Raw genomic sequence first — 19,561 nt, 5'->3', positions numbered from 1 at the left:
CCTGCGCGGGCCGCTACCAGACCAGCCGCTCGATCACCGCGTCCGGGTGCACCACCTGCTGCCCGAGCCAGTCCGCCACGTCGCCAAGCCGGTGGTGCTCGGCCGTGACGCCGAGTTCCTCCGCGTGGATGCCCCGGGCCACCAGCAGGCTCGCGATGCCGAAGCCCCGCGCGCCGGCGATATCGGTGCGGATCGCGTCGCCGATCGCCAGCACCCGGGCCGGATCGACGGGCGCGCCACCCAGATCACGCCCCTTGGCGAGCGCCGCCTCGTAGACCGGGCGGTGCGGCTTGCCAGCATAGACCACCGCGCCGCCGATCTCCGCGTAGGCCGCCGCGATCAGGCCCGCGCAGGGGATCAGCCGGTTGCCGCTCTCGACCACGAGATCGGGATTGGCGCAGATCAGCGTCAGCCCGCGGGCGGCGAGGCGCTCGAGCTCCGGCCGGTAATCGTCCGCGGTCTCGCTGCGGTCGTCGAACAGGCCGGTGCAGACGATCAGGTCGGCTTCCGCCTCCGGGACGAGGCTGAGATCGAGCCCCCGGAAGATGCCGAGGTCGCGCTCCGGCCCGAGATGCCGGATCCGGGCGCCGGGGCGGGCGGCGATCAGGTCGTGGGTGAGGTCGCCCGAGGTCAGGATCGCGTCGTAGGTCTCCCGCGGCACCCCGAACCGGTCGAGGATGCGGCCGACGCCGTCTCCGGGCCGGGGCGCGTTCGAGACGAGCACCACCCGGCGGGGCCGGTCGCCGGGGAGAGTGCGGAAGCGGATCAGCGCCTCGCCGGCGGCCGTATGGGCCTTCTGGCCGTCATGCAGCACGCCCCAGACGTCGCAGAGGATCAGGTCGTACCGGTCGGCGATCTCGGCGAGGCCGTTCAGGGTCGGGATGGCGGTCATGATGGTCCGTGGAAATTTCTCGGGTTTCAAAAGGTCCGGGACCTTTTGCGGGTGCAGGGCGGAGCCCTGCAAGCGGGCGAAGCCCGTTCAGAGGCCAGGGCTCCGCCCCGGCAACCCGCCAGAGGCCGCGGCCCTTTGGAAACCCGTTACCGGCGTTGCGGGCCCAGCCGGTGCTCGGCGAAGAAGTCGAGCATGGCGCGGGAGGCGTCGGGTCCCTCGCGATCCGTGTAACTGCCCTCCGGGCGGCCGCCCGACCAGGCGTGGCCGGCGCCGCGCACCCGCCAATCCTCGACCACGGCCCGGCCGGTCTCGTCTAGGTAGCGGGTGCGGGTGAAGGGATGGCCGCGACCCTCGATGGTCTCGGACCGCGCCGTCAGCCCGGCGATGCTCGCCTGCGCGAGGACCTGATCGGCGTTGCGCACGCTCACCGTGCCGTCATCCTCGCCGTGGAAGACGATCGTCGGCACCCGCGTCGCCGCGGCCGGGGCGCCGAACGGCGTCGTCGTGCCGAGACCCGGCGCGCCGACCTGCATGGCCATCAGCGCCGAGCCGAGATCGCGGGCGCAGCCGGCCGCGAGGCCCGAATGGACGCCCACGGCGGCGTAGAGGTCCGGATAGGCGCGGGCGATGTTGAGGGCGGCCGCGCCCCCCGCCGACAGGCCGGCGATGTAGACCCGGGCCGGGTCGATCGGATGTTCGGCCATCACCGCGCGGGTGAGCCCCGCGATGATCGCCGGCTCGCCGGAGCCGCGGGCCTGGTCCCGCGGCTCGTACCAGTTCCAGCAGCGCTGCGCGTGGGCCTGACGGCTCTGGGCCGGATAGGCAACGAACACGCCCGCACGCTCGGCCAGGGCGTTCATGCCGGTGCCGGCGGCGAAATCGTCCGGGTTCTGCGTGCAGCCGTGCAGCATCACGATCAGCGGCGCCGACGCCTCCGGATGGCTTGGGATGAACAGCTTGTAGTCGCGGCTGCCGGCGGCATCGGTGTAGCTCAAAGGCACGAAGCCGCTGCCGGCGGCCGATTTCCGCTCGTCGGCCGGCGCGGGCTGCCGCAGGGGATGACCGAGGCCCTTCAGCACCGGCGCGAGGCCGCGCACGACCTGACCGACCACCTCGCCCATCACCTCGCGCACCCGGGCACCGGATTCCGGCGCGGCACTCCGCGCGGTCTCGGCCCGGTTCTCGCCGGCGGGGGTGGAGGCGGAGGGCGCAGCCTTCTGGCCCGCGAGGCTGCGCTGGATCAGGGCGGTCGCTTCCTCCAGCCGGCCGAGGCCGGTGAGGCGGGTGGCCTCGATCATGTCGGTGAACGGCGAAGCGCCGCCCTTCTCGTCGCGGCTGCCGAAATCCTCGGTCATGCGTGCGCGCCTCGTCGCCTCAGGATTGCTGCCGCGGTCGGGCCCGGCACGTCTGCGCCGCCGCAGCGCCGATCCTCACCCGCTCGCCAGATGGGACGTCGGCCCCGTATTGTGCATTGCAATAAACGCCGATGTGCGCTGCGGCAACAGCCCCCGGCGCAACCCTCCGGTCTCCTGATCCGGCGTCACGCGGAGAGGTCGGCGGATCAGGCGGGGTCGTCCGCGCCGATGTAATCGGCCCAGATCGCGGCGGGACCGAGGCTGGCGCGGAAGCTGTCGTGATGGGCGCGCTCCGCCTCGGTCAGCCGGCTGCGGTAGGGGCGGGGCGTTGCGGAACTCGTCTGTCGCGCCGCCGATCCGGCGACGGGAGCGGCGACCTCCGCCGCGAGCAGCCCGAGGCTGGTCTGCTTGCCGCCGAGCAGCTCGACATAGACCTCCGCGAGGATCTGCGCGTCGAGGAGCGCCCCGTGCTTGGTGCGCTTGGTGTTGTCGATGCCGTAGCGGGAGCAGAGGGCGTCGAGATTGTTGGCCGCTCCCGGGTGCTTGCGCCGGGCCATCGGCAGGGTGTCGACTACGTCCTCCAACCGGATCGGCGGCGGGGCGCGGTCCCCGAGCCGCGCGTATTCCATGTTGAGGAAGCCGATGTCGAAGGGCGCGTTGTGGATGACGAGGCGCCCGTCGGCGAGGAAGTCCAGCAGCTCGCCGACGATCTCGGCGAAGACCGGCTTGTCGGACAGGAACGCGTCGGACAGGCCGTGGACGTTGAACGCACCCTCGGAGACCGCCCGCTGCGGGTTGCAGTAGCGGTGGAAGGTCCGGCCCGTGGGGATGTGGTTGAGGAGCTCGACGGCGCCGATCTCGATCAGCCGGTCGCCGCCCTTCGCCTCCGTGCCGGTGGTCTCGGTGTCGAGGACGATCTCGCGCAGCATGGGTCTCGCGGCTCGCAGGTGAGAGACGGATTCTAGCCGGATAGCCCGGCGCGGTTAAGCTCCCGTGCCTCTCACCGCAGGGCAGTTGCTCCAGCGAAGGTTTTGCCGAGACCGATCACGGTCGCGCGAGCTCGGTCTGCCGGTCACCGGGACATGTTGCGGTAGACGCAGACGCGGCCCTGGTCCTCGTACCCGGCCGGACAGGCGGTGACGCAGGCGCCCGCGGCGAATTTCTTCGGCGGCGGGCAGGCAGTGGCGTACTGGGCCTGGGCAGGTGCGGCGGGCAGCGCCAGCATGGCAGCCAGGATCGTCGCCACGACGCCGCCGGAGCGAACCGGACCGATCCTTCTGAAACGCCGCGCCATGCCGTCCATCCTGCGCTCGGTTCACCCCCGCACTGCACCTGCAGATAGGCAAGGGCGCGGCCGGATCACCCGCCGGCCCGGTGCGGCGGCGCACGCCCCTCCGTGAGCGCGGCCACGATCCGCGCCACCGCGGCCTCGGCGGCGGGGAAACCCCGGCTCGTGTCGATGACGAAATCCGCCCGGGCGCGCTTCTCGGCATCGGGCATCTGCTTGGCCAGGATCGCCGCGAAGGCCGCTTCATCCATGCCGGGACGGGCCAGGACCCGGGCGCGCTGAATTTCGGGCGGGGCGCTCACCACGGCGACCGCGTCGCAGCGGCCCGCGCCGCCGGTCTCGTAGAGGAGCGGGATGTCGAGGACGACGATGGGCGCGTCCGCGTACCGGGCCAGGAAGTCCGTGCTCGCCGCCCGGACCAGCGGGTGGACGATCGCCTCCAGGGCCGCCATCCGGTCCGGTGCGTCGAGCACGGCGGCGCGCAGCCGGGTTCGGTCGACGCCGCCTTCCGCGTCGACCACGCCGGGAAAGGTCTGTCCGATCGCCGCCGCGGCCGCGCCGCCGGGCCCGTAGAGGGCGTGGACGGCGGCGTCGGCGTCGTGGACCGGGACGCCGAGCCGCGCGAACATCGCCGCGGTGGCCGACTTGCCCATGCCGATCGAACCGGTCAGCCCGAGGATGACGGGCCCGGAACCGGCCTTCGGCCTCATCGGGTGAGATCCGGCCTTCGGCCTCATGGTGCGAGATCCGCCACGATCCGGTCGCGCAGGGCCGGGGTGACCGCGGGGCGCAGGCCGAACCAGGCTTCGAAGCCCGGCACCGCCTGGTGCAGCAGCATACCGAGCCCGTCCACGGCCGCGAGCCCGCGCCGGCGCGCGGCGGCGAGGAGGTCCGTCTCCAGGGGCGCGTAGACGATATCGGCCACGGCCGCGTCCGCCGGCATCGGGGCGAGGTCGAGGACGAGGGGCGGCTGCCCCTTCATGCCGAGCGCCGTGGTGTTGACCAGGAGCCCGGCCCCCGCCAGCGCCGCCGGCAGGTCGTCCCAGGCGAGGGGTTCGCCGATGCCCGGCGCCAGGGCCGCCACCGCCTCGGCCCGGGACGCCGTGCGGTTGGCGACCCGGATGCGCCGGACCCCGCGCTCGGCGAGGCCGACCACGATCGCCCGCGCGGCGCCGCCGGCCCCGAGCACCACGGCGGTGCCGCCCGCGCGCTCCGGCCAGGCCGCGCCCAGGCTCTGGTCGAGATGGGCGCAGAAGCCCGGCGCATCGGTGTTGTCGCCGCGGATCCGGCCGTCGGGTTCGACCACCAGGGTGTTGACCGCCCCGATTGCTTTCGCCCGCGGCGTGAGCGTGTCGGCCAACGCGAAGGCCGCCTCCTTGTGGGGGATGGTGACGTTGCCGCCCTGGTAGCCGGAGGCGGGTAGGGCCCGGACGAACGCCGAGAATGCCTCTGGGGCCACGTCCAGGCGCTCGTAGGAGCCGGAAATGCCGTGCTCGGCGAGCCAGTGGCCGTGGATCAGCGGCGAGCGCGAATGCGCGATCGGGTGGCCGACCACGAAGGCGCGGCGCTCGGTGCCGCGCGCGTCAGGCAGAGCGCTCGGAGACTCGCTCATGCCGCGCAATCCTGCGCGAGGCGGCAGGCCGGGCCGCCGGCCTCCTCGATCTGCAGGGTCGCGTGGCCGATGCCGAAACGCGCGCGCAGGCCCTCGGCGGTCTCGGCGAGGAAGCCGTTGCCGGGCAGGCGGTGGGCCTGATGACCCTCTGCCATCACGAGATGGACCGTCAGGGCGACGCTGGTGGTGCTCATGGGCCAGATATGCAGGTCGTGGAGGCCGGCGACGCCGGGCCGGCCGAGGAGGAAGCCCGTCACCGCGTCCGGGGAGATCTCCGGCGGCACGGCGTCGAGGGACATGGCCACGCTGTCGCGCAGCAGGCCCCAGGTCGCCCAGACGACCAGGGCCGCGATCACGAGGCTGACCGCCGGGTCGAGCCAAGCGAGGCCGGTGAGCTGGATCACGAGGCCGGCCACCACGACGCCGGCCGAGACCGCGGCATCGGCCGCCATGTGCAGGAAGGCGCCGCGGACGTTGATGTCGCCCTTGGCGCCGCTGGCGAACAGCCACGCGGTCAGGCCGTTCACCAGGATCCCGATCGCGGCCACTACCATCACGGTCGTGCCCGCCACGGGCTCGGGGTGGACCAGCCGGACCAGCGCCTCCCAGATCACCGCCCCCATGGCGATCAGCAGGAACACGGCGTTGAACAGGGCGGCCAGGATCGAGGAGCCGCGATAGCCGTAGGTGAAGCGTGCGGTGGCCCGCCGGCGCACCAGGATGGCGGCGATCCAGGCCGCCGCGAGACCCAGAACGTCCGACAGGTTGTGGCCGGCATCGGCCACGAGGGACATGGAGTTGCTGAGGTAGCCGTAGGCCGCCTCGACCACCACGAAGGCGGTGTTGAGCACGATGCCGATGGCGAAGGCCGTGCCGAAATCCTTTGGCGCGTGTGCGTGCGCGTGGCCGCCATGGGCATGACCGCCGTGCCCGTGGCTGCCGTGTGAATGGCCGCCATGCGAATGGTCGTGTCCGGCCAAAAGCTGCTCCTTCAGAAGGCCAAGTAGCCGGCGGCGCGCAGGCGGGCGAGGAGCGGCAGCAGCGGCAGGCCCAGCACGGTGCTGTGGTCCCCGGCCACCGATTCGAACAGGTGGATCCCCGGCCCTTCGAGCTGGTAGCCGCCGACGCTCGCCCGCACGCGCTCCGCGCCGGCGCAGTCCACATAGGCCGCGATCGCCCGGTCATCGAGGGGGCGCAGCGTCAGCCGGGCTGTCTCCACGAAGGCGTCCCGCACCGCCCCGGCCAGGACCACGGCGGAATGGAGGGCGTGGGTCCGGCCGGACAGGCGGGCGAGCTGCGCCCGGGCGGCCTCGGCGTCGGCCGGTTTGTGGAACACGGTGCCGTCGCAATCGAGCACTTGGTCGGCGCCGAGCACGACCCGCCCCGGGAAGCGTGCCGCCACCGCCTCGGCCTTGGCGCGGGCGAGCACCAGGGCGAGGTCGGGCGGGGTCAGGCCGGCGCGCGCCGCCTCGAGGGCACGCTCGTCGACGTCGGGCGACGCGGTCTCGACCGGCAGGGCGGCGCTCTCCAGCAGGAGGCGCCGGGTCGGGCTGGTCGAGGCGAGGAGGAGCGGGGCCGAGCCGGTCCAGGGCGAGCGGGGCATCGCGCCAGTGTCACGGATCCGGGCGTGTGTGCAAGCCGGGCTGCGACGAGCCCCGCCGCCGGGATCGACCGGGCGGCGGGGCTGTCGCGGCGCCGATACGCAACCTGGCGCCCGAAGAGGACCTTGGCAGGGACCGGTTAGGAGACAGTCAACGGGTGTATTGCCCAGCCGCTGGTTTTCGTACCGCGGCGGGACAGAGGCAGAGGCGCACCGGCCGTCCAACCCGCACCCTCATCCTGAGGTGCCGGAGCGCAGCGGAGGCCTCGAAGGAGGCCTCCAGACAGCGCCGCGAGCCCCGGAGCCCTCCTTCGAGGCGGCTTCGCCGCGTCTCAGGATGAGGGTGCGGGTTGGGATGGCCGTTGACCGCCGCCTCAGGTGTTCATCGAGTCGAAGAAGTCGCCGTTGCTCTTGGTCTGGCGCAGCTTGTCGAGCAGGAACTCGATCGCGTCGGTGACGCCCATCGGGTTGAGGATGCGGCGCAGCACGTAGGTCTTCTTGAGCGAGTCCGGCGGGACCAGCAGCTCCTCCTTGCGGGTGCCGGAGCGGGTGATGTCGATCGCCGGGAAGATGCGCTTGTCGGAGACCTTGCGGTCCAGGATGATCTCGGAATTGCCGGTGCCCTTGAACTCCTCGAAGATCACCTCGTCCATGCGCGAGCCGGTGTCGATCAGCGCGGTGGCGATGATCGAGAGCGAGCCGCCCTCCTCGATGTTGCGGGCGGCGCCGAAGAAGCGCTTGGGCCGCTGCAGAGCGTTGGCGTCCACGCCGCCGGTCAGCACCTTGCCGGAGGACGGCACCACCGTGTTGTAGGCGCGGCCGAGGCGGGTGATGGAATCCAGCAGGATCACCACGTCGCGCCCGTGCTCCACGAGGCGCTTGGCCTTCTCGATCACCATCTCGGCGACCTGCACGTGGCGGGTGGCCGGCTCGTCGAAGGTCGAGGCGATGACCTCGCCCTTCACCGAGCGCTGCATGTCGGTGACCTCCTCGGGCCGCTCGTCGATGAGCAGCACGATCAGGTAGCACTCGGGATGGTTCAAGGTGATCGACTGGGCGATGTTCTGCATCAGCACGGTCTTACCCGTGCGCGGCGGCGCCACGATCAGGGCGCGCTGACCCTTGCCGATCGGTGCCACGATGTCGATGATCCGCGGCGAGAAGTCCTTCTTGGTCGGGTTGTCCAGCTCGAGCTTGAAGCGCTTCGTCGGGAAGAGCGGCGTCAGGTTGTCGAAGTGGACCTTGTGCTTGATCTTCTCGGGGTTCTCGAAGTTGATCGTGTTGACCTTGAGCAGCGCGAAGTAGCGCTCGCCGTCCTTGGGGCCGCGGATCGGGCCCTCGACGGTGTCGCCGGTCCGCAGGCCGAAGCGGCGGATCTGGGTCGGCGAGATGTAGATGTCGTCCGGGCCGGGCAGGTAGTTCGAGTCGGAGGAGCGCAGGAAGCCGAAGCCGTCCTGCAGCACCTCGACGGTGCCCGAGCCGATGATCTCGACCTCCTTGGCAGCGAGCTGCTTCAGGATCGCGAACATCAGCTCCTGCTTGCGCATGGTCGAGGCGTTCTCGACCTCGACCTCCTCGGCGAAGGCCGTCAGGTCGGTCGGCGTCTTCGACTTGAGGTCCTGGAGCTTGACCTCGCGGACGCCGACGAGGGCGGCCGGCATCTCGGCCGGCTCCACGGTCTCGATATCGGCGAGGTCGTCGGGGTGTGGCGTCATGGGGTGTCTTGCAACCGACGAAGAAGGTGGGAGGGCCGGTTCTGTGCCAAGCACCCGGGGGACGGGCGCTGAAGGGCGGGCCGCGCTGCGGCGAGGGGCCCGTGGATCAGGGTGGCGAAACCGATTTGGCAGGACCCTCAAGGCTCACGGGCGCGCTGCGGCGCAGACCTTGTGATGAGGGCCCCGCACAGATAACGCCTTTTTTCCCCGACCTCAAGGCCCCCGCGCGGCCCGCTTCCAGGGCTCGCCGCGGCACTCCGCCGGCGCTAGACAGGCCGACGCCGGGAGACGGCTTTCGGGCCGGTTCCGGAACCGTGCCGGCGCGCGACCGTTGCCCGTCCCGGCGCTGCACTGCAGCAGATCTCCGCCCTGAAAGCCCCGCCCAACTCCCATGCGCGACGACGTCACCGGACGCACCCTGACCACGCACGAGCCGCGCCGGATCCCGTGGCTCGACATCGTCTTCGGCTTCGGCCCGATGGTGCCGATCGCGGTCGGCGCCGCCGCGGCGTGGTGGCTGAACGGGCAGCCCCTCGATTATCTGGTGGCCCTGTTCACCCTGCTCTACGCGGCCTCGATCCTGCTGTTCCTGGCCGGTGTCCACCGGGGCGTCAGCTTCCGGACCGAGGGCGGCCCGCAGGCCTCGCAGATCGTGACGATGCTGGTCCTGTACGCGCTCGGCCTGTTCAGCCTGTTCGCCGCGGTGATGGGCAAGGCCGTGCCGGCACTGGCGATGCTGATCCTCGGCTACGCCCTGATCGGGATCCTCGACCCGATCGCGGCGCGCGCCGGCGAGGTGCCGCTCGCCCATGCCCGGCTGCGGCCCCTGCAGATGCCGATCGCCGTCATCAGCCTCGCGGCCCTGCTCTGGCTCAAGCTGACGGCGCCGTACTGATCGACCCCGCTTCCGCACCGTCATCCCGGGGCCGCGCAGCGCAGCCTGGGATCCAGACACGCCGGCGCGCCGGATCCTGACACCCAAGCGCCCTGGCCCCATGACGGTACGTCCCGTGCGCGATAGCGGCGATGGCCTTGCGCCGAGAGCCTTCGGAAACCGAATTCCCCTTTCCGATCGCATGCTCTAGAGCCCGGCCCCAGGATCTCCGCCCGGCGGAGACGACTCAGATCCGATGCCGGACCCAGGCTCCGGGTCCGCGGGAAGCGAACGCGCGCACATGTCCAAGGCCGGCACACCTAAGGCCGAGAAGGCCGAGACCCTGAAGCCCCGCCTGCCGCGTGGCTTCGTCGACCGGCGCGCCGGCGAGATCGCCGCGCAGGGCCGGATGCTGGAGACGATCCGCAAGAGCTTCGAGCTCTACGGCTTCGAGGCCCTGGAGACGCCTTTCGTCGAGTACACCGAGGCTCTGGGCAAGTTCCTGCCCGACCTCGACCGCCCGAACGCCGGCGTGTTCTCGTTCCAAGACGACGACGAGGCGTGGCTGTCGCTCCGCTACGACCTGACGGCGCCGCTCGCCCGGTTCGTGGCCGAGCACTACGACGCCCTGCCCAAGCCCTATCGCAGCTACCGGACCGGCTACGTGTTCCGCAATGAGAAGCCGGGGCCGGGCCGCTTCCGCCAGTTCATGCAGTTCGACGCCGACATCGTCGGCGCCGGCAGCGTCGCGGCCGATGCCGAGACCTGCATGCTGATGGCCGACACGCTGAACCGCCTCGGGCTCGGCGGCCAGTACGTGGTCAAGGTCAACAACCGGAAGGTGCTCGACGGCGTCATGGAGGCGATCGGGCTCGCCGGTCCCGACAAGGCCGGCCAGCGCCTCACGGTCCTGCGGGCGATCGACAAGCTCGACCGGCTCGGCGTCGACGGGGTGCGCGACCTCCTCGGCGCCGGCCGCAAGGACGAGAGCGGCGACTTCACCAAGGGCGCGGGCCTCGACGCCACGGCGGTCGGCCGGATCCTCGCCTACGTGTCGTTCCAGGCCGATGCCGCGGATGGCGCCGACAAGGTGGCGTTCTGGGAGAAGTTCTTCGCCGGCTGGCACGACGCGGTCGGCGATTCGGAGACCGGCCGGGAGGGCATCGCCGAACTGCACGCGATCATGCGCCTCTGCGCCGCCGCCGGCTACGGCCACGACGTGATCCGGGCTGATCCGAGCGTGGTGCGCGGCCTCGAATACTACACCGGCCCGGTCTACGAGGCCGAGCTGACGTTTCCCGTCACCAACGAGGACGGCCAGACCGTGCGCTTCGGCTCAGTGGCGGGCGGCGGGCGCTACGACGGCCTCGTCGGGCGGTTCCGGGCCGAGCCGGTGCCGGCCACCGGCTTCTCGATCGGCGTCTCACGGCTGTTTTCGGCGCTCCAGCTCGTGGGCAGCCCCCTGATCGCCGGTGCCGAGGCGCCCGGACCGGTGGTGGTGCTGGTCCTCGACCGGGAGAACATGGCCGATTACCAGCGGCTCGTCGCGCTCCTGCGCGCCGACGGCATCCGGGCCGAGCTCTATCTCGGCGCCGCCGGCATGAAGGCGCAGATGAAGTACGCCGACCGCCGCCGCGCGCCCGTGGCGGTCATCCAGGGCTCGAACGAGCGGCTGGCCGGCGAGGTCCAGATCAAGGACCTGATCGCGGGCGCCCAGGCGGCCGAGTCCATCGCCAGCAACGCCGAGTGGAAGGCGGCGCGGCCCGCGCAGGTCTCGTGCCCCGAGGCCGACATGGTGGCGCAGGTCCGCGCCGTGCTGGCCCGGCATTTTCCGTCAACGGAGATCTGAGACACGCGCGCATCGAACCGCACATCGAACGCAGGGGCTCCGGCGGCGTTGTCGTCGGTCGATGCCGTGGAGATGGCGGGATGCGCACGAAGATCCTCATCCTGTCCTTCGGCCTGATCGGCTCCGGCGCAGGACCCGCCTGGGCCGCCCGGCCGGTCCTCGACCGGCTGCCCAGCGCCGTCGCGCAGGCCACCCCCGGGACCGGAAGCGCGCCGATCTTGAGCGCCGGGATCGCCGGGGCGCCCGCCGTGACCGTGCTTGCCCGCCGCAAGCCGGCCCGGCGTCCGCGCGGGGCGCGCCTCGGCAGCCTCCGGCCGCTCTGAGCCGGTCACGTCCTTGATTCCGTAGCGGATATCGGGTCCCGGCGCGGGACTGCGCAGTCCTGCGCGGCGCGCCGGCCCGGTGCCGCCGCGCTGCGTGTCGCCAAGTCCGGTCGCGGTTGCTACAGAGCGCCCGCGAGGTGGATTGCCCCGCGAGGTGGATCGCGATGACACGACCGGAGGCGGGCGAGACGGGGGCGGGGGACGCGGCGCGCGCGCGGCTCTCCGCCCATCTGGCGGCGGCGGGCTACCGGCCGGTGACGCCGCCGGTGCTGCAGCCCCTCGAGCCGTTCCTGGAATTGTCGGGCGAGGATATCCGCCGGCGGATCTTCGTCACCCAGGATGCGGGCGGGGCCGAGCTGTGCCTGCGGCCGGAATTCACCATTCCGGTCTGCCGTCTGCACCGGGCCGAGGCCGACGGCCGGGCGGCCGATTACAGCTATTGCGGCCCGGTCTTCCGGCTCGCCGCCGACGAGCCCGACGAATTCTTCCAGGCCGGCATCGAGTCGATCGGGCGCACCGACACGCCGGCGGCCGACGCCGAGGTGCTGGGCCTCGCCCTGGAGGGCCTCGCGCTGTTCGGCCGGACCGACCCGGCGGTGCGGCTCGGCGATATGGGCCTGACCGTGGCGCTCCTCGACGGCCTCGCGGTTCCGCCCGCCGCCAAGCGTCGGACGCTCCGGGCACTGGCCGCCGGGCGTACGCTCGATGCCGTGACCAACGGCGCCGAGGGCACCCGTCCCGAGGATCCCCATGCCGGCCTGCTGGCGGCGATCCAAGGCCAGGACCCGCGCGGGGTGCGCGCCTTCGTGGAGGACGTGCTGGCCATCGCCGGGATCTCGGCGGTGGGCGGGCGCAGCGCCGGCGAGATCGCCGAGCGCTTCCTCGCCAAGGCCTCCGCGCAGGCCCATGGCGGCGCCGGGCTCAACGCCGAGAACCGCGGGATCCTCGACCGCTACCGGGCGGTCGCCGGCCATCCGGACGCGGCCGCCCGCGACCTGCGGGCGCTGGTCGCCGACGCGGCCATCCGGCACGACGCCCTTTCGGCCGCCCTCGACCTGTTCGAGGAGCGCACTGGCTTCATCGCGGCCCGCGGCCTGCCGATCGAGCGCTTCCGCTTCCAGGGCGGCTTCGCCCGCAATCTCGACTACTACACTGGCTTCATCTTCGAGGTGACGGAAGGCGAGGGTCCGACCCTGGTCGGCGGCGGCCGCTACGACGGCCTGCTCGGCCATCTCGGCAGCCCGGCGCCGCTGCCGGCGGTCGGCTGCACCTTCTGGATCGAGCGCGTGGCGGGAGCCGGCCGATGAGTGCCTCGGACGCGGCCGCCATGCCGCTGATCCTCGCCGTCCCGTCCAAGGGACGCCTGCAGGAGAATGCCAGCGCGTTCTTCGGCCGGGCCGGGCTGAAGCTCGCGCAGGGCGCCGGCGCCCGCGACTACCGGGGCAAGCTCTTGGGCGTCCCCGACGTCGAGGTGCGCTACCTCTCGGCCTCGGAGATCGCCGCGCAGCTCGCCTCGGGCGCCGCCCATCTCGGCGTCACCGGCGAGGACCTGATCCGCGAGACCCTCCCGGACGTGCGCGGCCAGGTGGAGCTGCTGACGCCGCTCGGCTTCGGCAACGCCACCGTGGTGGTGGCGGTCCCGCAGGCCTGGATCGACGTGCGCGACATGTCCGACCTCGACGAGGTCGCGGCCGGCATGCGGACCCGCCACGGGCGGCGCCTCCGCGTGGCCACCAAATACGTCAACCTGACCCGCCGGTTCTTCGCCGAGAAGGGCGTCGCCGATTACCGGATCGTCGAGAGCCTGGGCGCCACCGAGGGCGCGCCGGCGGCGGGCTCGGCCGAGATCGTGGTCGATATCACTACCACGGGGGCGACGCTCTCGGCCAACGCGCTGAAGGTGCTGGACGACGGCATCATCCTGCGCTCGGAGGCCAATCTCGTCGCGTCGCTCAAGGCCTCCTGGGGCGAGGGCCAGCGGGCGGCCCTGCGCACCGTGCTCGGCCGCATCGCCGCCGAGGAGCGCGCCCGGACCACCCGCGAGGTGCGCGCCGCCCTGCCGGAGAGCGGCACCATCGACCTCGCCACGATCGCGGGCCTGCACGAGGCCGAGCTGCCCTACGGCGCGCCGAAGGGTCCGGAGGGCGAGATCGTCCTGCGCTGCCGGGAGGCCGCGGTGTTCGACCTCGCGGGCGCCCTGGTCGAGGCCGGCGCGCGGGCCGTCACGGTGCGGCGGGTCGACTACGCCTTCGCGGCCGAGAACCCGCTGGCGGAGCGGCTCCTGGCGCGGCTCTGAGACCGCCGCGCCATGGAGCTGAAATGGCTCGAGGATTTCCTGAGCCTCGCGCGCACCGGCAGCTTCTCGCGCTCCGCGGTCGAGCGCCACGTCACGCAGCCGGCCTTCGGCCGCCGCATCCGGGCGCTCGAGGGCTGGCTCGGCGTCGCGCTGGTCGACCGCAGCACCTACCCGACCGCCCTGACGCCGGAGGGCCGGCTGTTCCTGGAGACCGCGGAGGAGACCGTGCGGCGGCTCCACGGCAGCCGCGACGCGCTGCGCGCCCGGATCCGGCCGCCGCCGCGGACCGTGTCGGTGGCGGCGCTCCACACCCTGGCGCTGACGGTCTTCCCGCGCTGGTTCCAGGACGTCGAGGCTCGCACCGGGCCGCTCGGCAGCCGGCTGCTGCCGGACGATTTCCACGCCTGCGTGCAGGCGCTGGCCGAGGGCGGCTACGACCTGCTGCTGACCTACCACCATCCCCTGGTGCCGATCCCCCTCGACCCGGCGGCCTTCCCGCACCTCGCCATCGGCCGGGACAGCCTCGTGCCTGTGCACCGGCCGGGACCGGCCGCGGACCGGCCCGGGCTCGGCTATCCCCGGGACTCGTTCCTGGGCCGGGTCGCGGCGCTGGCCGGTGACGGGGCGGCCGTCGCCCACGTCAACGAGAACGCCATGGCGGAGGCCCTGAAGTTCATGGTCCTCGCGGGCCACGGCCGCGCCTGGCTGCCCGAGAGCCTCGTCGCCCGCGAGCTCGCCGAGGGCAGCCTCGTGGCAGCCGGGCCGGGCACGGCGCTGGAGATCCGGCTGTACCGCCGGGCCGGGCGCGGCGGCGCGGTCGAGGCGGTCTGGGCCGCGGCCGCCGCCCTGGCGGCCGAACCCTAGGCACCGCCGCCGGCGCCCGGTGCCGGATCGGCATGGCCGATGCCGACATGGCATTGGATTCCCGCCCCGCCGCGGCCCATCAGGGCAGCCGCGACGGTCGGAGGCGGCGATGCTCGGTGTACTCGGCGGGATGGGCCCGATGGCCACGGTGGACTTCCTGGCCAAGCTCGTGCGGGCGACGCCCGCGGGGCGCGACCAGGACCACATCCCGACCTTGGTCTGCTCGGCCGTCGACATCCCCGACCGCGCCGACGCGATCCTGGGCACCGGACCGGACCCGCTGCCGGCGATGCGCGCCGCCCTGGCACGGCTCGAGGCCGGCGGCGCCACCCGGATCGCGATCCCCTGCAACACCGCCCATCACTGGCACGCGGCGCTGCAGGCCGGGACCGGCCTGCCGATCCTCCACATCGTCGACGCCGTGGCCGAGACCCTGGCACGGACCGGGATCGGGACCGGCGGCCGGATCGGCCTGCTCGCCACCGACGGCACCCTGCGGGCCGGGCTCTACCGGGAGCGGCTGGCTTTGCGCGGGGTCGCGTGCCGCGCGCCCGGTCCGGAGGATCAGGCCGCCGTGGCGGCGGCGATCCGCTTGATGAAGGCGCACCGGGTGGCCGAGGCGCGGCCGCTTCTGGAGGCACAGGTCCGGGCGCTGGCGGAGGCCGGCTGTGATCGGGTGGTGATGGCCTGTACGGAGATCCCGATCGCGCTCGCCGGGAGTGACCCGTCGGGCCTGCTGGTGGATGCCACCGAGGCGCTGGCGCGCGCCTGCGTGGCGGCGTGCCGGCCGGATCGCGGGGACGCCGCCGCGGCTCTGCCGCGCGCGGCCTGATCGGGCGCCCTTTACGGACCCTGCTTGGCGAATTCCGACAGCACCCCGCGCAGCACCTTGAGCCGGGTTTCGTAGGCGGCTTTGAGGCAGGCGACGTCGCCGCCGCAGGCCTGCCGCTCCTTGAGCCACGCCTCCTGGTCGTCGCGCAGCTTCCCCTGGCCGCCCATCGGCAGCACGCTCTTCAGGATCTCGAACCGGGTTGCCATCTCGACGTCCCGGTCGTTGAGCGGGAGATGGGCGCAGATCGCCCGCTCGTCGGGCGCCTCGGCCTTGTCGCACGGGAAGCTCGCGGCCCGGACGGGGGGCGGAGCGAGGGTCGTCAGCGCGGAGAGGGCCAGGGCGAGGACGAGCGGCTTCGACATGGTCCGCCAACGGCCCGCCGGCGGAAAGGCTCCGCGCGAAGCGGCGGCAGGGTAAACCGGTCCGGGATCACAGGATCACAGGATCCCGGGATCAGAGGCCCGGCTTGACGATCGCCAGGATGACGATTCCAATCATCAGCAGCGTCGGCACCTCGTTGAGTACCCGGTAGAACTTGTGACCGCGGGTGTTCCGGTCGGCGGCGAAATCCTTGACCATCCGGGCGAGCCAGCCGTGGATCCCCGACATCGCCAGGACCAGCCCGAACTTCGCCTGCAGCCAGACGCTCGCGTAGAAGCCGCTCATCCCGGCGAGCGTGAGCCCGAACACCCAGGTGGCGATCATGGCCGGGTTCATGATCGCCTTGAGCAAGCGCCGCTCCATGACCTTGAAGGTCGCCGATTGCGCCTCAGAGCCCGGCGGCAAGCTCGCGTGGTAGACGAACAGCCGCGGCAGGTAGAGCATCCCGGCCATCCAGGCGATCAGGCTGATGACGTGGCCGGCCTTGATCCAGTCGTACAGCACCCGTCCGGCCTCAGCCCTGGCCGCGCAGCCGCGCGAGCATCCGCTCGACATGGGCCACCGGCGTCTGCGGCGTGATGCCGTGGCCGAGGTTGAAGATGTGCGGCAGACCGGCGGTCGCCGCCAGCACCGCGTCCACCGCCGCGTCGAGGGCGGCGCCGCCTTCGATCAGCGTGTCCGGATGCAGGTTGCCCTGCGTCACCGTCGTGGCCGGCACCCGTGCCCGCAGGGCCCGCAGGTCCACGCCCCAATCGACCCCGACCGCGTCGGCGCCGGTCTCCGGCACCACCCGGGCATGGCCGTCGAGGCCCGAGCCGCGGGCGAAGACGATGATCTTGGCCCCCGGCACCCGGGCACGGACCCCCGCAACCATCCGGGCGATCGGCTGCAGCGACCAGCGGGTGAGGGCATCGGCGGCGGGCGCGTCCGGCAGCGCGCTCTCGGACACATCTCCGACGGGCTCGACGACCCCACCGGAGGCCGGCACCGCGCGCGGCAGGGTGCCGGCATGGGATTCGAAGATCTGCACCGCGTCGGCGCCGGCCTCGAGCTGGCGCACGAGGTAGTCGGTCTGCACCGTGACGAGGCGGTCGATCAGGGCGTCGACCAGGGCGGTGTCACCCTCGGCCAGCGCCCGCGCGGGGGCGAGATCCGGCGTGCCGCGGCCGCCAATCATGTAGCTCGCCACCGTCCAGGGCGCGCCGCAGAAGCCGAGCAGCGTGGTCTCGCCGGGCAGCTCCGCGCGCAGCCGCGTCACCGTCTGGAAGACCGGGGCGAGATGGGTCATGACTGCCGGATCGCCGGCCTCGCGCAGCCGCGCGAACGCGTCCCGTCCGTCGAGCGGGTCGAGGCGCGGGCCCTCGCCCTCGACGAAGCGCACGTCCTGGCCGAGCGCGTGGGGGACGACGAGGATGTCGGAGAACAGAATCGCCGCGTCGAAGCCGAAGCGCCGGATCGGCTGGAGCGTCACCTCGACGGCGAAGTCCGGGCTGTAGCAGAGGTCGAGGAACGAGCCGGCTTCCGCTCGGGTCGCCCGGTATTCCGGCAGGTAGCGCCCGGCCTGGCGCATCATCCAGGCGGGGGGCGGCCCGATCGCCTCGCCCTCGAGGACGCGCAGCACCTTGCGCTCCGACGTCGTCCCGGACGTCTTCCGCTCGGGCTCGCGCTCCGTCCCCGTCATGGCCGTTCCCATCCCGTATTCCTCACCCCGCATGCCCGTCGGCGGGCGTCCTGTCGAGTCGAGGCGCGCCGATCCCCACACAGGCCCCTTCGAAAAGATAAGAGAGAATCTTGGAGTCTGTTTTTTCTATTGGGGGGCCGAATCTCGGGGGCACAAAAGCGTCCACAGGCGGTCCCCGACGCCGCGCCGTTAACGAGCCTTTAAAGGATTTGCTCCATCTTGCGAGAACCGGATGCTCCGACAGCACCTTGGCAACGCCGAGTCGTGTACGGGCCCCCGATGCGTCCCGGATTCTCCCAGAAGCCCGGATTCCGCGCGTCCCGCTCGCCTGCCTGTGAACGGCGGAGTCGACAGCGCGCACCGGGATCGCCCTGGACCGGCCCGGTCGGGCATCCTATCCACATTCATCGACTCCCCTGGCGGCCAGCGGTGGACAACCTCGGCGCCGCGCAAGGCGACCGCCGAGTCGACCGGAGAGGCGATCGGAATGGGCCGCAGCTACTTCCACCTCCACCTCGTCTCCGACTCCACCGGCGAGACGCTGATCAATGTCGGGCGCGCCGCGGCCGCGCAGTACGAGGGCGTCTCGGCGATCGAGCACGTCTACCCGCTGGTCCGCTCGGCCGCGCAGCTCGACCGGGTGATCTCGGAGATCCGGGCGGCGCCAGGCCTCGTCCTCTACACCCTGGTCGGCGGTGATCTCGGCGAGCGGCTGGAGGAAGTCGCCCGCGAGACCGGCTCGCCCTGCCTGTCGGTGCTGCGGCCGGTCCACGACCTGCTGCGCGCCTATCTCGGCGCCGAGACCACGGCCCGGCCCGGCGCCCAGCACATGCTCAACGCCGAGTACTTCAAGCGCATCGACGCGATGAACTTCACGCTGGCGCACGACGACGGCAACCTGCCGGACGATCTGGAGGAGGCCGACGTGATCCTGCTCGGGGTCAGCCGGACCTCGAAAACGCCGACCTCGATCTACCTCGCCAATCGCGGCCTCAAGACCACCAACCTGCCGCTGGTGCCGGGCGTGCCGCTGCCGCCGGCGATCGAGCGAGCCCGGAAACCCCTGGTCGTCGGCCTGTTCGCCTCGCCGGAGCGGATCGTGCAGATCCGCCAGAACCGGCTGTCGAGCCTCAACGCCGATGAATCCTCCCTCTACGTCGACCGCTCAGCGGTGGCCGACGAAATCACCGCCTCCCGCCGGCTGTTCGTCAAGAACCGATGGCCGACGATCGACGTGACCCGCCGCTCCATCGAGGAGACCGCGGCGGCGATCGTCGACCTCCACCGCGACCACCGGCTGAAGTTCATCGCGGACTGAGACGGGGTTCCCAAAGGGCTGAGCCCTTTGGCAGGGGTTCGGGGGGCAGAGCCCCCGAGACGCCAGGGCTCCGCCCCGGACCCGCGAAAGGTCTCAACCTTTCGAAACCAAGACGTTCTCAGCTCCCGCTCAGGACCGTCCGGACCAGGGCGAGGCCCGCCACGAGGCCGATCAGCCCGGCGGCGACCGAGGCCACCACGTAGAGCGCGGCCGCGGCGGTCTCGCCCCGCTGGTACAGGCTGACCGCGTCGAGGGAGAAGGTCGAGAAGGTGGTGAAGCCGCCGAGCACGCCGGTGGTCAGGAACAGCCGTGCCGGGTGGCCGGCCGCGCCCCGCAGGGCGAAGCCCTCGGCGAGCACGCCCATCAGGAACGAGCCCAGCACATTGATGATCAGCGTGGCCAGCGGGAAGCCGAGGCCCGGCAGCAGCCGCGCCACCGCGACGTTGACGCCGTGGCGGGTCCCGCCGCCGAGCCCGGCCCCGAGAATGACGATGAGGGTGTTGATCATGCCTGCCCTTCCTGTTCGGTCGGGCGGCCGCGTCGTGTCGCGGCTTCGGCGCAGGGCCCCACCGCGGACGGCTGAGGGCACGCCCGTTCGGTAGGAGCCATCAGCCCGGCAGGGCGGCCAGGATCGGCGACCGTCGGGCGGTTGTCGGGGAGCTCCATCCCCATCGCCGACAG

At 72.4% G+C, this 19,561-nt stretch carries 21 protein-coding genes and 1 riboswitch; of the genes, 8 read left to right on the top strand and 13 right to left on the bottom strand.

Going from position 1 to position 19,561, the window contains the following annotated elements:
• Nucleotides 1-13: 13 nt before the first annotated feature.
• The 9 genes from ABIE45_RS03950 to rho all read right to left on the bottom strand — a co-directional run bounded on the left by ABIE45_RS03950 (nt 14) and on the right by rho (nt 8,462).
• Nucleotides 14-892 carry a TIGR01459 family HAD-type hydrolase gene (locus tag ABIE45_RS03950; RefSeq protein WP_192710441.1) on the bottom strand — a complete coding sequence of 293 codons (879 nt, stop codon included), beginning with the start codon at nt 890-892 and terminating at the stop codon, nt 14-16.
• Nucleotides 893-1,038: 146 nt separating this feature from the next.
• On the bottom strand, nt 1,039-2,247 hold the full coding sequence (locus tag ABIE45_RS03945; RefSeq protein WP_192710442.1) for a PHB depolymerase family esterase: 1,209 nt from the start codon (nt 2,245-2,247) through the stop codon (nt 1,039-1,041).
• A 206-nt stretch (nt 2,248-2,453) separates the two neighbouring features.
• Nucleotides 2,454-3,176 (bottom strand): DNA polymerase III subunit epsilon, encoded by a 723-nt coding sequence (gene dnaQ, locus ABIE45_RS03940; RefSeq protein ID WP_192710443.1) that lies wholly within the window; start codon nt 3,174-3,176, stop codon nt 2,454-2,456.
• Between the two features lie 143 nt (nt 3,177-3,319).
• Nucleotides 3,320-3,541, bottom strand: coding sequence for a hypothetical protein (locus ABIE45_RS03935; RefSeq protein ID WP_192710444.1), 222 nt, complete (start codon nt 3,539-3,541; stop codon nt 3,320-3,322).
• 65 nt (nt 3,542-3,606) lie between these two features.
• Entirely contained in the window at nt 3,607-4,245 is a 639-nt protein-coding gene (coaE, locus tag ABIE45_RS03930) for a dephospho-CoA kinase (protein ID WP_192710445.1), read from the bottom strand.
• A 23-nt stretch (nt 4,246-4,268) separates the two neighbouring features.
• Nucleotides 4,269-5,147, bottom strand: a complete 879-nt coding sequence (locus ABIE45_RS03925; protein WP_192710446.1) for a shikimate dehydrogenase — start codon at nt 5,145-5,147, stop codon at nt 4,269-4,271.
• Nucleotides 5,144-6,127, bottom strand: coding sequence for a cation diffusion facilitator family transporter (locus ABIE45_RS03920; RefSeq protein WP_192710447.1), 984 nt, complete (start codon nt 6,125-6,127; stop codon nt 5,144-5,146). The genes ABIE45_RS03925 and ABIE45_RS03920 overlap by 4 nt, the downstream gene beginning before the upstream one ends.
• 11 nt (nt 6,128-6,138) lie before the next feature.
• Nucleotides 6,139-6,750 carry a Maf family protein gene (locus ABIE45_RS03915; protein ID WP_192710448.1) on the bottom strand — a complete coding sequence of 204 codons (612 nt, stop codon included), beginning with the start codon at nt 6,748-6,750 and terminating at the stop codon, nt 6,139-6,141.
• A gap of 371 nt (nt 6,751-7,121) precedes the next feature.
• Nucleotides 7,122-8,462 (bottom strand): transcription termination factor Rho, encoded by a 1,341-nt coding sequence (gene rho / locus ABIE45_RS03910; protein ID WP_192710449.1) that lies wholly within the window; start codon nt 8,460-8,462, stop codon nt 7,122-7,124.
• Between the two features lie 391 nt (nt 8,463-8,853).
• On the opposite strand from rho, the gene ABIE45_RS03905 reads away from it, so the two are divergent.
• The 7 genes from ABIE45_RS03905 to ABIE45_RS03875 all read left to right on the top strand — a co-directional run bounded on the left by ABIE45_RS03905 (nt 8,854) and on the right by ABIE45_RS03875 (nt 15,500).
• A complete protein-coding gene (locus ABIE45_RS03905; protein ID WP_192710450.1) occupies nt 8,854-9,357 on the top strand; it encodes a DUF3429 domain-containing protein in 504 nt (167 codons plus the stop codon).
• A gap of 280 nt (nt 9,358-9,637) precedes the next feature.
• Complete coding sequence (hisS, locus tag ABIE45_RS03900; RefSeq protein WP_192710451.1) at nt 9,638-11,185, top strand: histidine--tRNA ligase; 1,548 nt, start codon at nt 9,638-9,640, stop codon at nt 11,183-11,185.
• Nucleotides 11,186-11,265: 80 nt separating this feature from the next.
• Entirely contained in the window at nt 11,266-11,508 is a 243-nt protein-coding gene (locus ABIE45_RS03895) for a hypothetical protein (RefSeq protein WP_192710452.1), read from the top strand.
• Nucleotides 11,509-11,672: 164 nt separating this feature from the next.
• Complete coding sequence (locus tag ABIE45_RS03890; protein ID WP_192710453.1) at nt 11,673-12,815, top strand: ATP phosphoribosyltransferase regulatory subunit; 1,143 nt, start codon at nt 11,673-11,675, stop codon at nt 12,813-12,815.
• Entirely contained in the window at nt 12,812-13,804 is a 993-nt protein-coding gene (gene hisG, locus ABIE45_RS03885; RefSeq protein WP_192710454.1) for an ATP phosphoribosyltransferase, read from the top strand. Before ABIE45_RS03890 ends, hisG begins: the two co-directional genes overlap by 4 nt.
• A gap of 12 nt (nt 13,805-13,816) precedes the next feature.
• Nucleotides 13,817-14,668, top strand: coding sequence for a LysR family transcriptional regulator (locus tag ABIE45_RS03880; RefSeq protein ID WP_192710455.1), 852 nt, complete (start codon nt 13,817-13,819; stop codon nt 14,666-14,668).
• A gap of 109 nt (nt 14,669-14,777) precedes the next feature.
• Complete coding sequence (locus ABIE45_RS03875; protein ID WP_192710456.1) at nt 14,778-15,500, top strand: amino acid racemase; 723 nt, start codon at nt 14,778-14,780, stop codon at nt 15,498-15,500.
• Nucleotides 15,501-15,511: 11 nt separating this feature from the next.
• On the opposite strand, the gene ABIE45_RS03870 is transcribed toward ABIE45_RS03875, so the two are convergent.
• The 3 genes from ABIE45_RS03870 to ABIE45_RS03860 form a co-directional block, all read right to left on the bottom strand.
• Nucleotides 15,512-15,862, bottom strand: coding sequence for a lysozyme inhibitor LprI family protein (locus ABIE45_RS03870; protein WP_192710457.1), 351 nt, complete (start codon nt 15,860-15,862; stop codon nt 15,512-15,514).
• A gap of 91 nt (nt 15,863-15,953) precedes the next feature.
• Nucleotides 15,954-16,385, bottom strand: coding sequence for a protoporphyrinogen oxidase HemJ (hemJ, locus tag ABIE45_RS03865; protein ID WP_192710458.1), 432 nt, complete (start codon nt 16,383-16,385; stop codon nt 15,954-15,956).
• Between the two features lie 10 nt (nt 16,386-16,395).
• Nucleotides 16,396-17,562 (bottom strand): uroporphyrinogen decarboxylase, encoded by a 1,167-nt coding sequence (locus ABIE45_RS03860; RefSeq protein ID WP_373622154.1) that lies wholly within the window; start codon nt 17,560-17,562, stop codon nt 16,396-16,398.
• A gap of 487 nt (nt 17,563-18,049) precedes the next feature.
• Between ABIE45_RS03860 and ABIE45_RS03855 the strand changes: the two genes are divergently transcribed.
• Entirely contained in the window at nt 18,050-18,880 is an 831-nt protein-coding gene (locus ABIE45_RS03855) for a pyruvate, water dikinase regulatory protein (protein ID WP_192710460.1), read from the top strand.
• Nucleotides 18,881-18,998: 118 nt separating this feature from the next.
• Here ABIE45_RS03855 and crcB read toward each other — a convergent pair whose 3' ends face one another.
• On the bottom strand, nt 18,999-19,388 hold the full coding sequence (crcB, locus tag ABIE45_RS03850; RefSeq protein WP_192710461.1) for a fluoride efflux transporter CrcB: 390 nt from the start codon (nt 19,386-19,388) through the stop codon (nt 18,999-19,001).
• A gap of 84 nt (nt 19,389-19,472) precedes the next feature.
• Nucleotides 19,473-19,559, bottom strand: a riboswitch (Fluoride riboswitch).
• Nucleotides 19,560-19,561: the final 2 nt, after the last annotated feature.

This window comes from Methylobacterium sp. OAE515 (assembly GCF_041806315.1).
In the GTDB taxonomy this organism is placed as follows: Bacteria; Pseudomonadota; Alphaproteobacteria; order Rhizobiales; family Beijerinckiaceae; genus Methylobacterium; species Methylobacterium tardum.
Note: the sequence above shows the minus strand (reverse complement) of the source record. Positions and strands in the feature narration are given on the sequence as shown.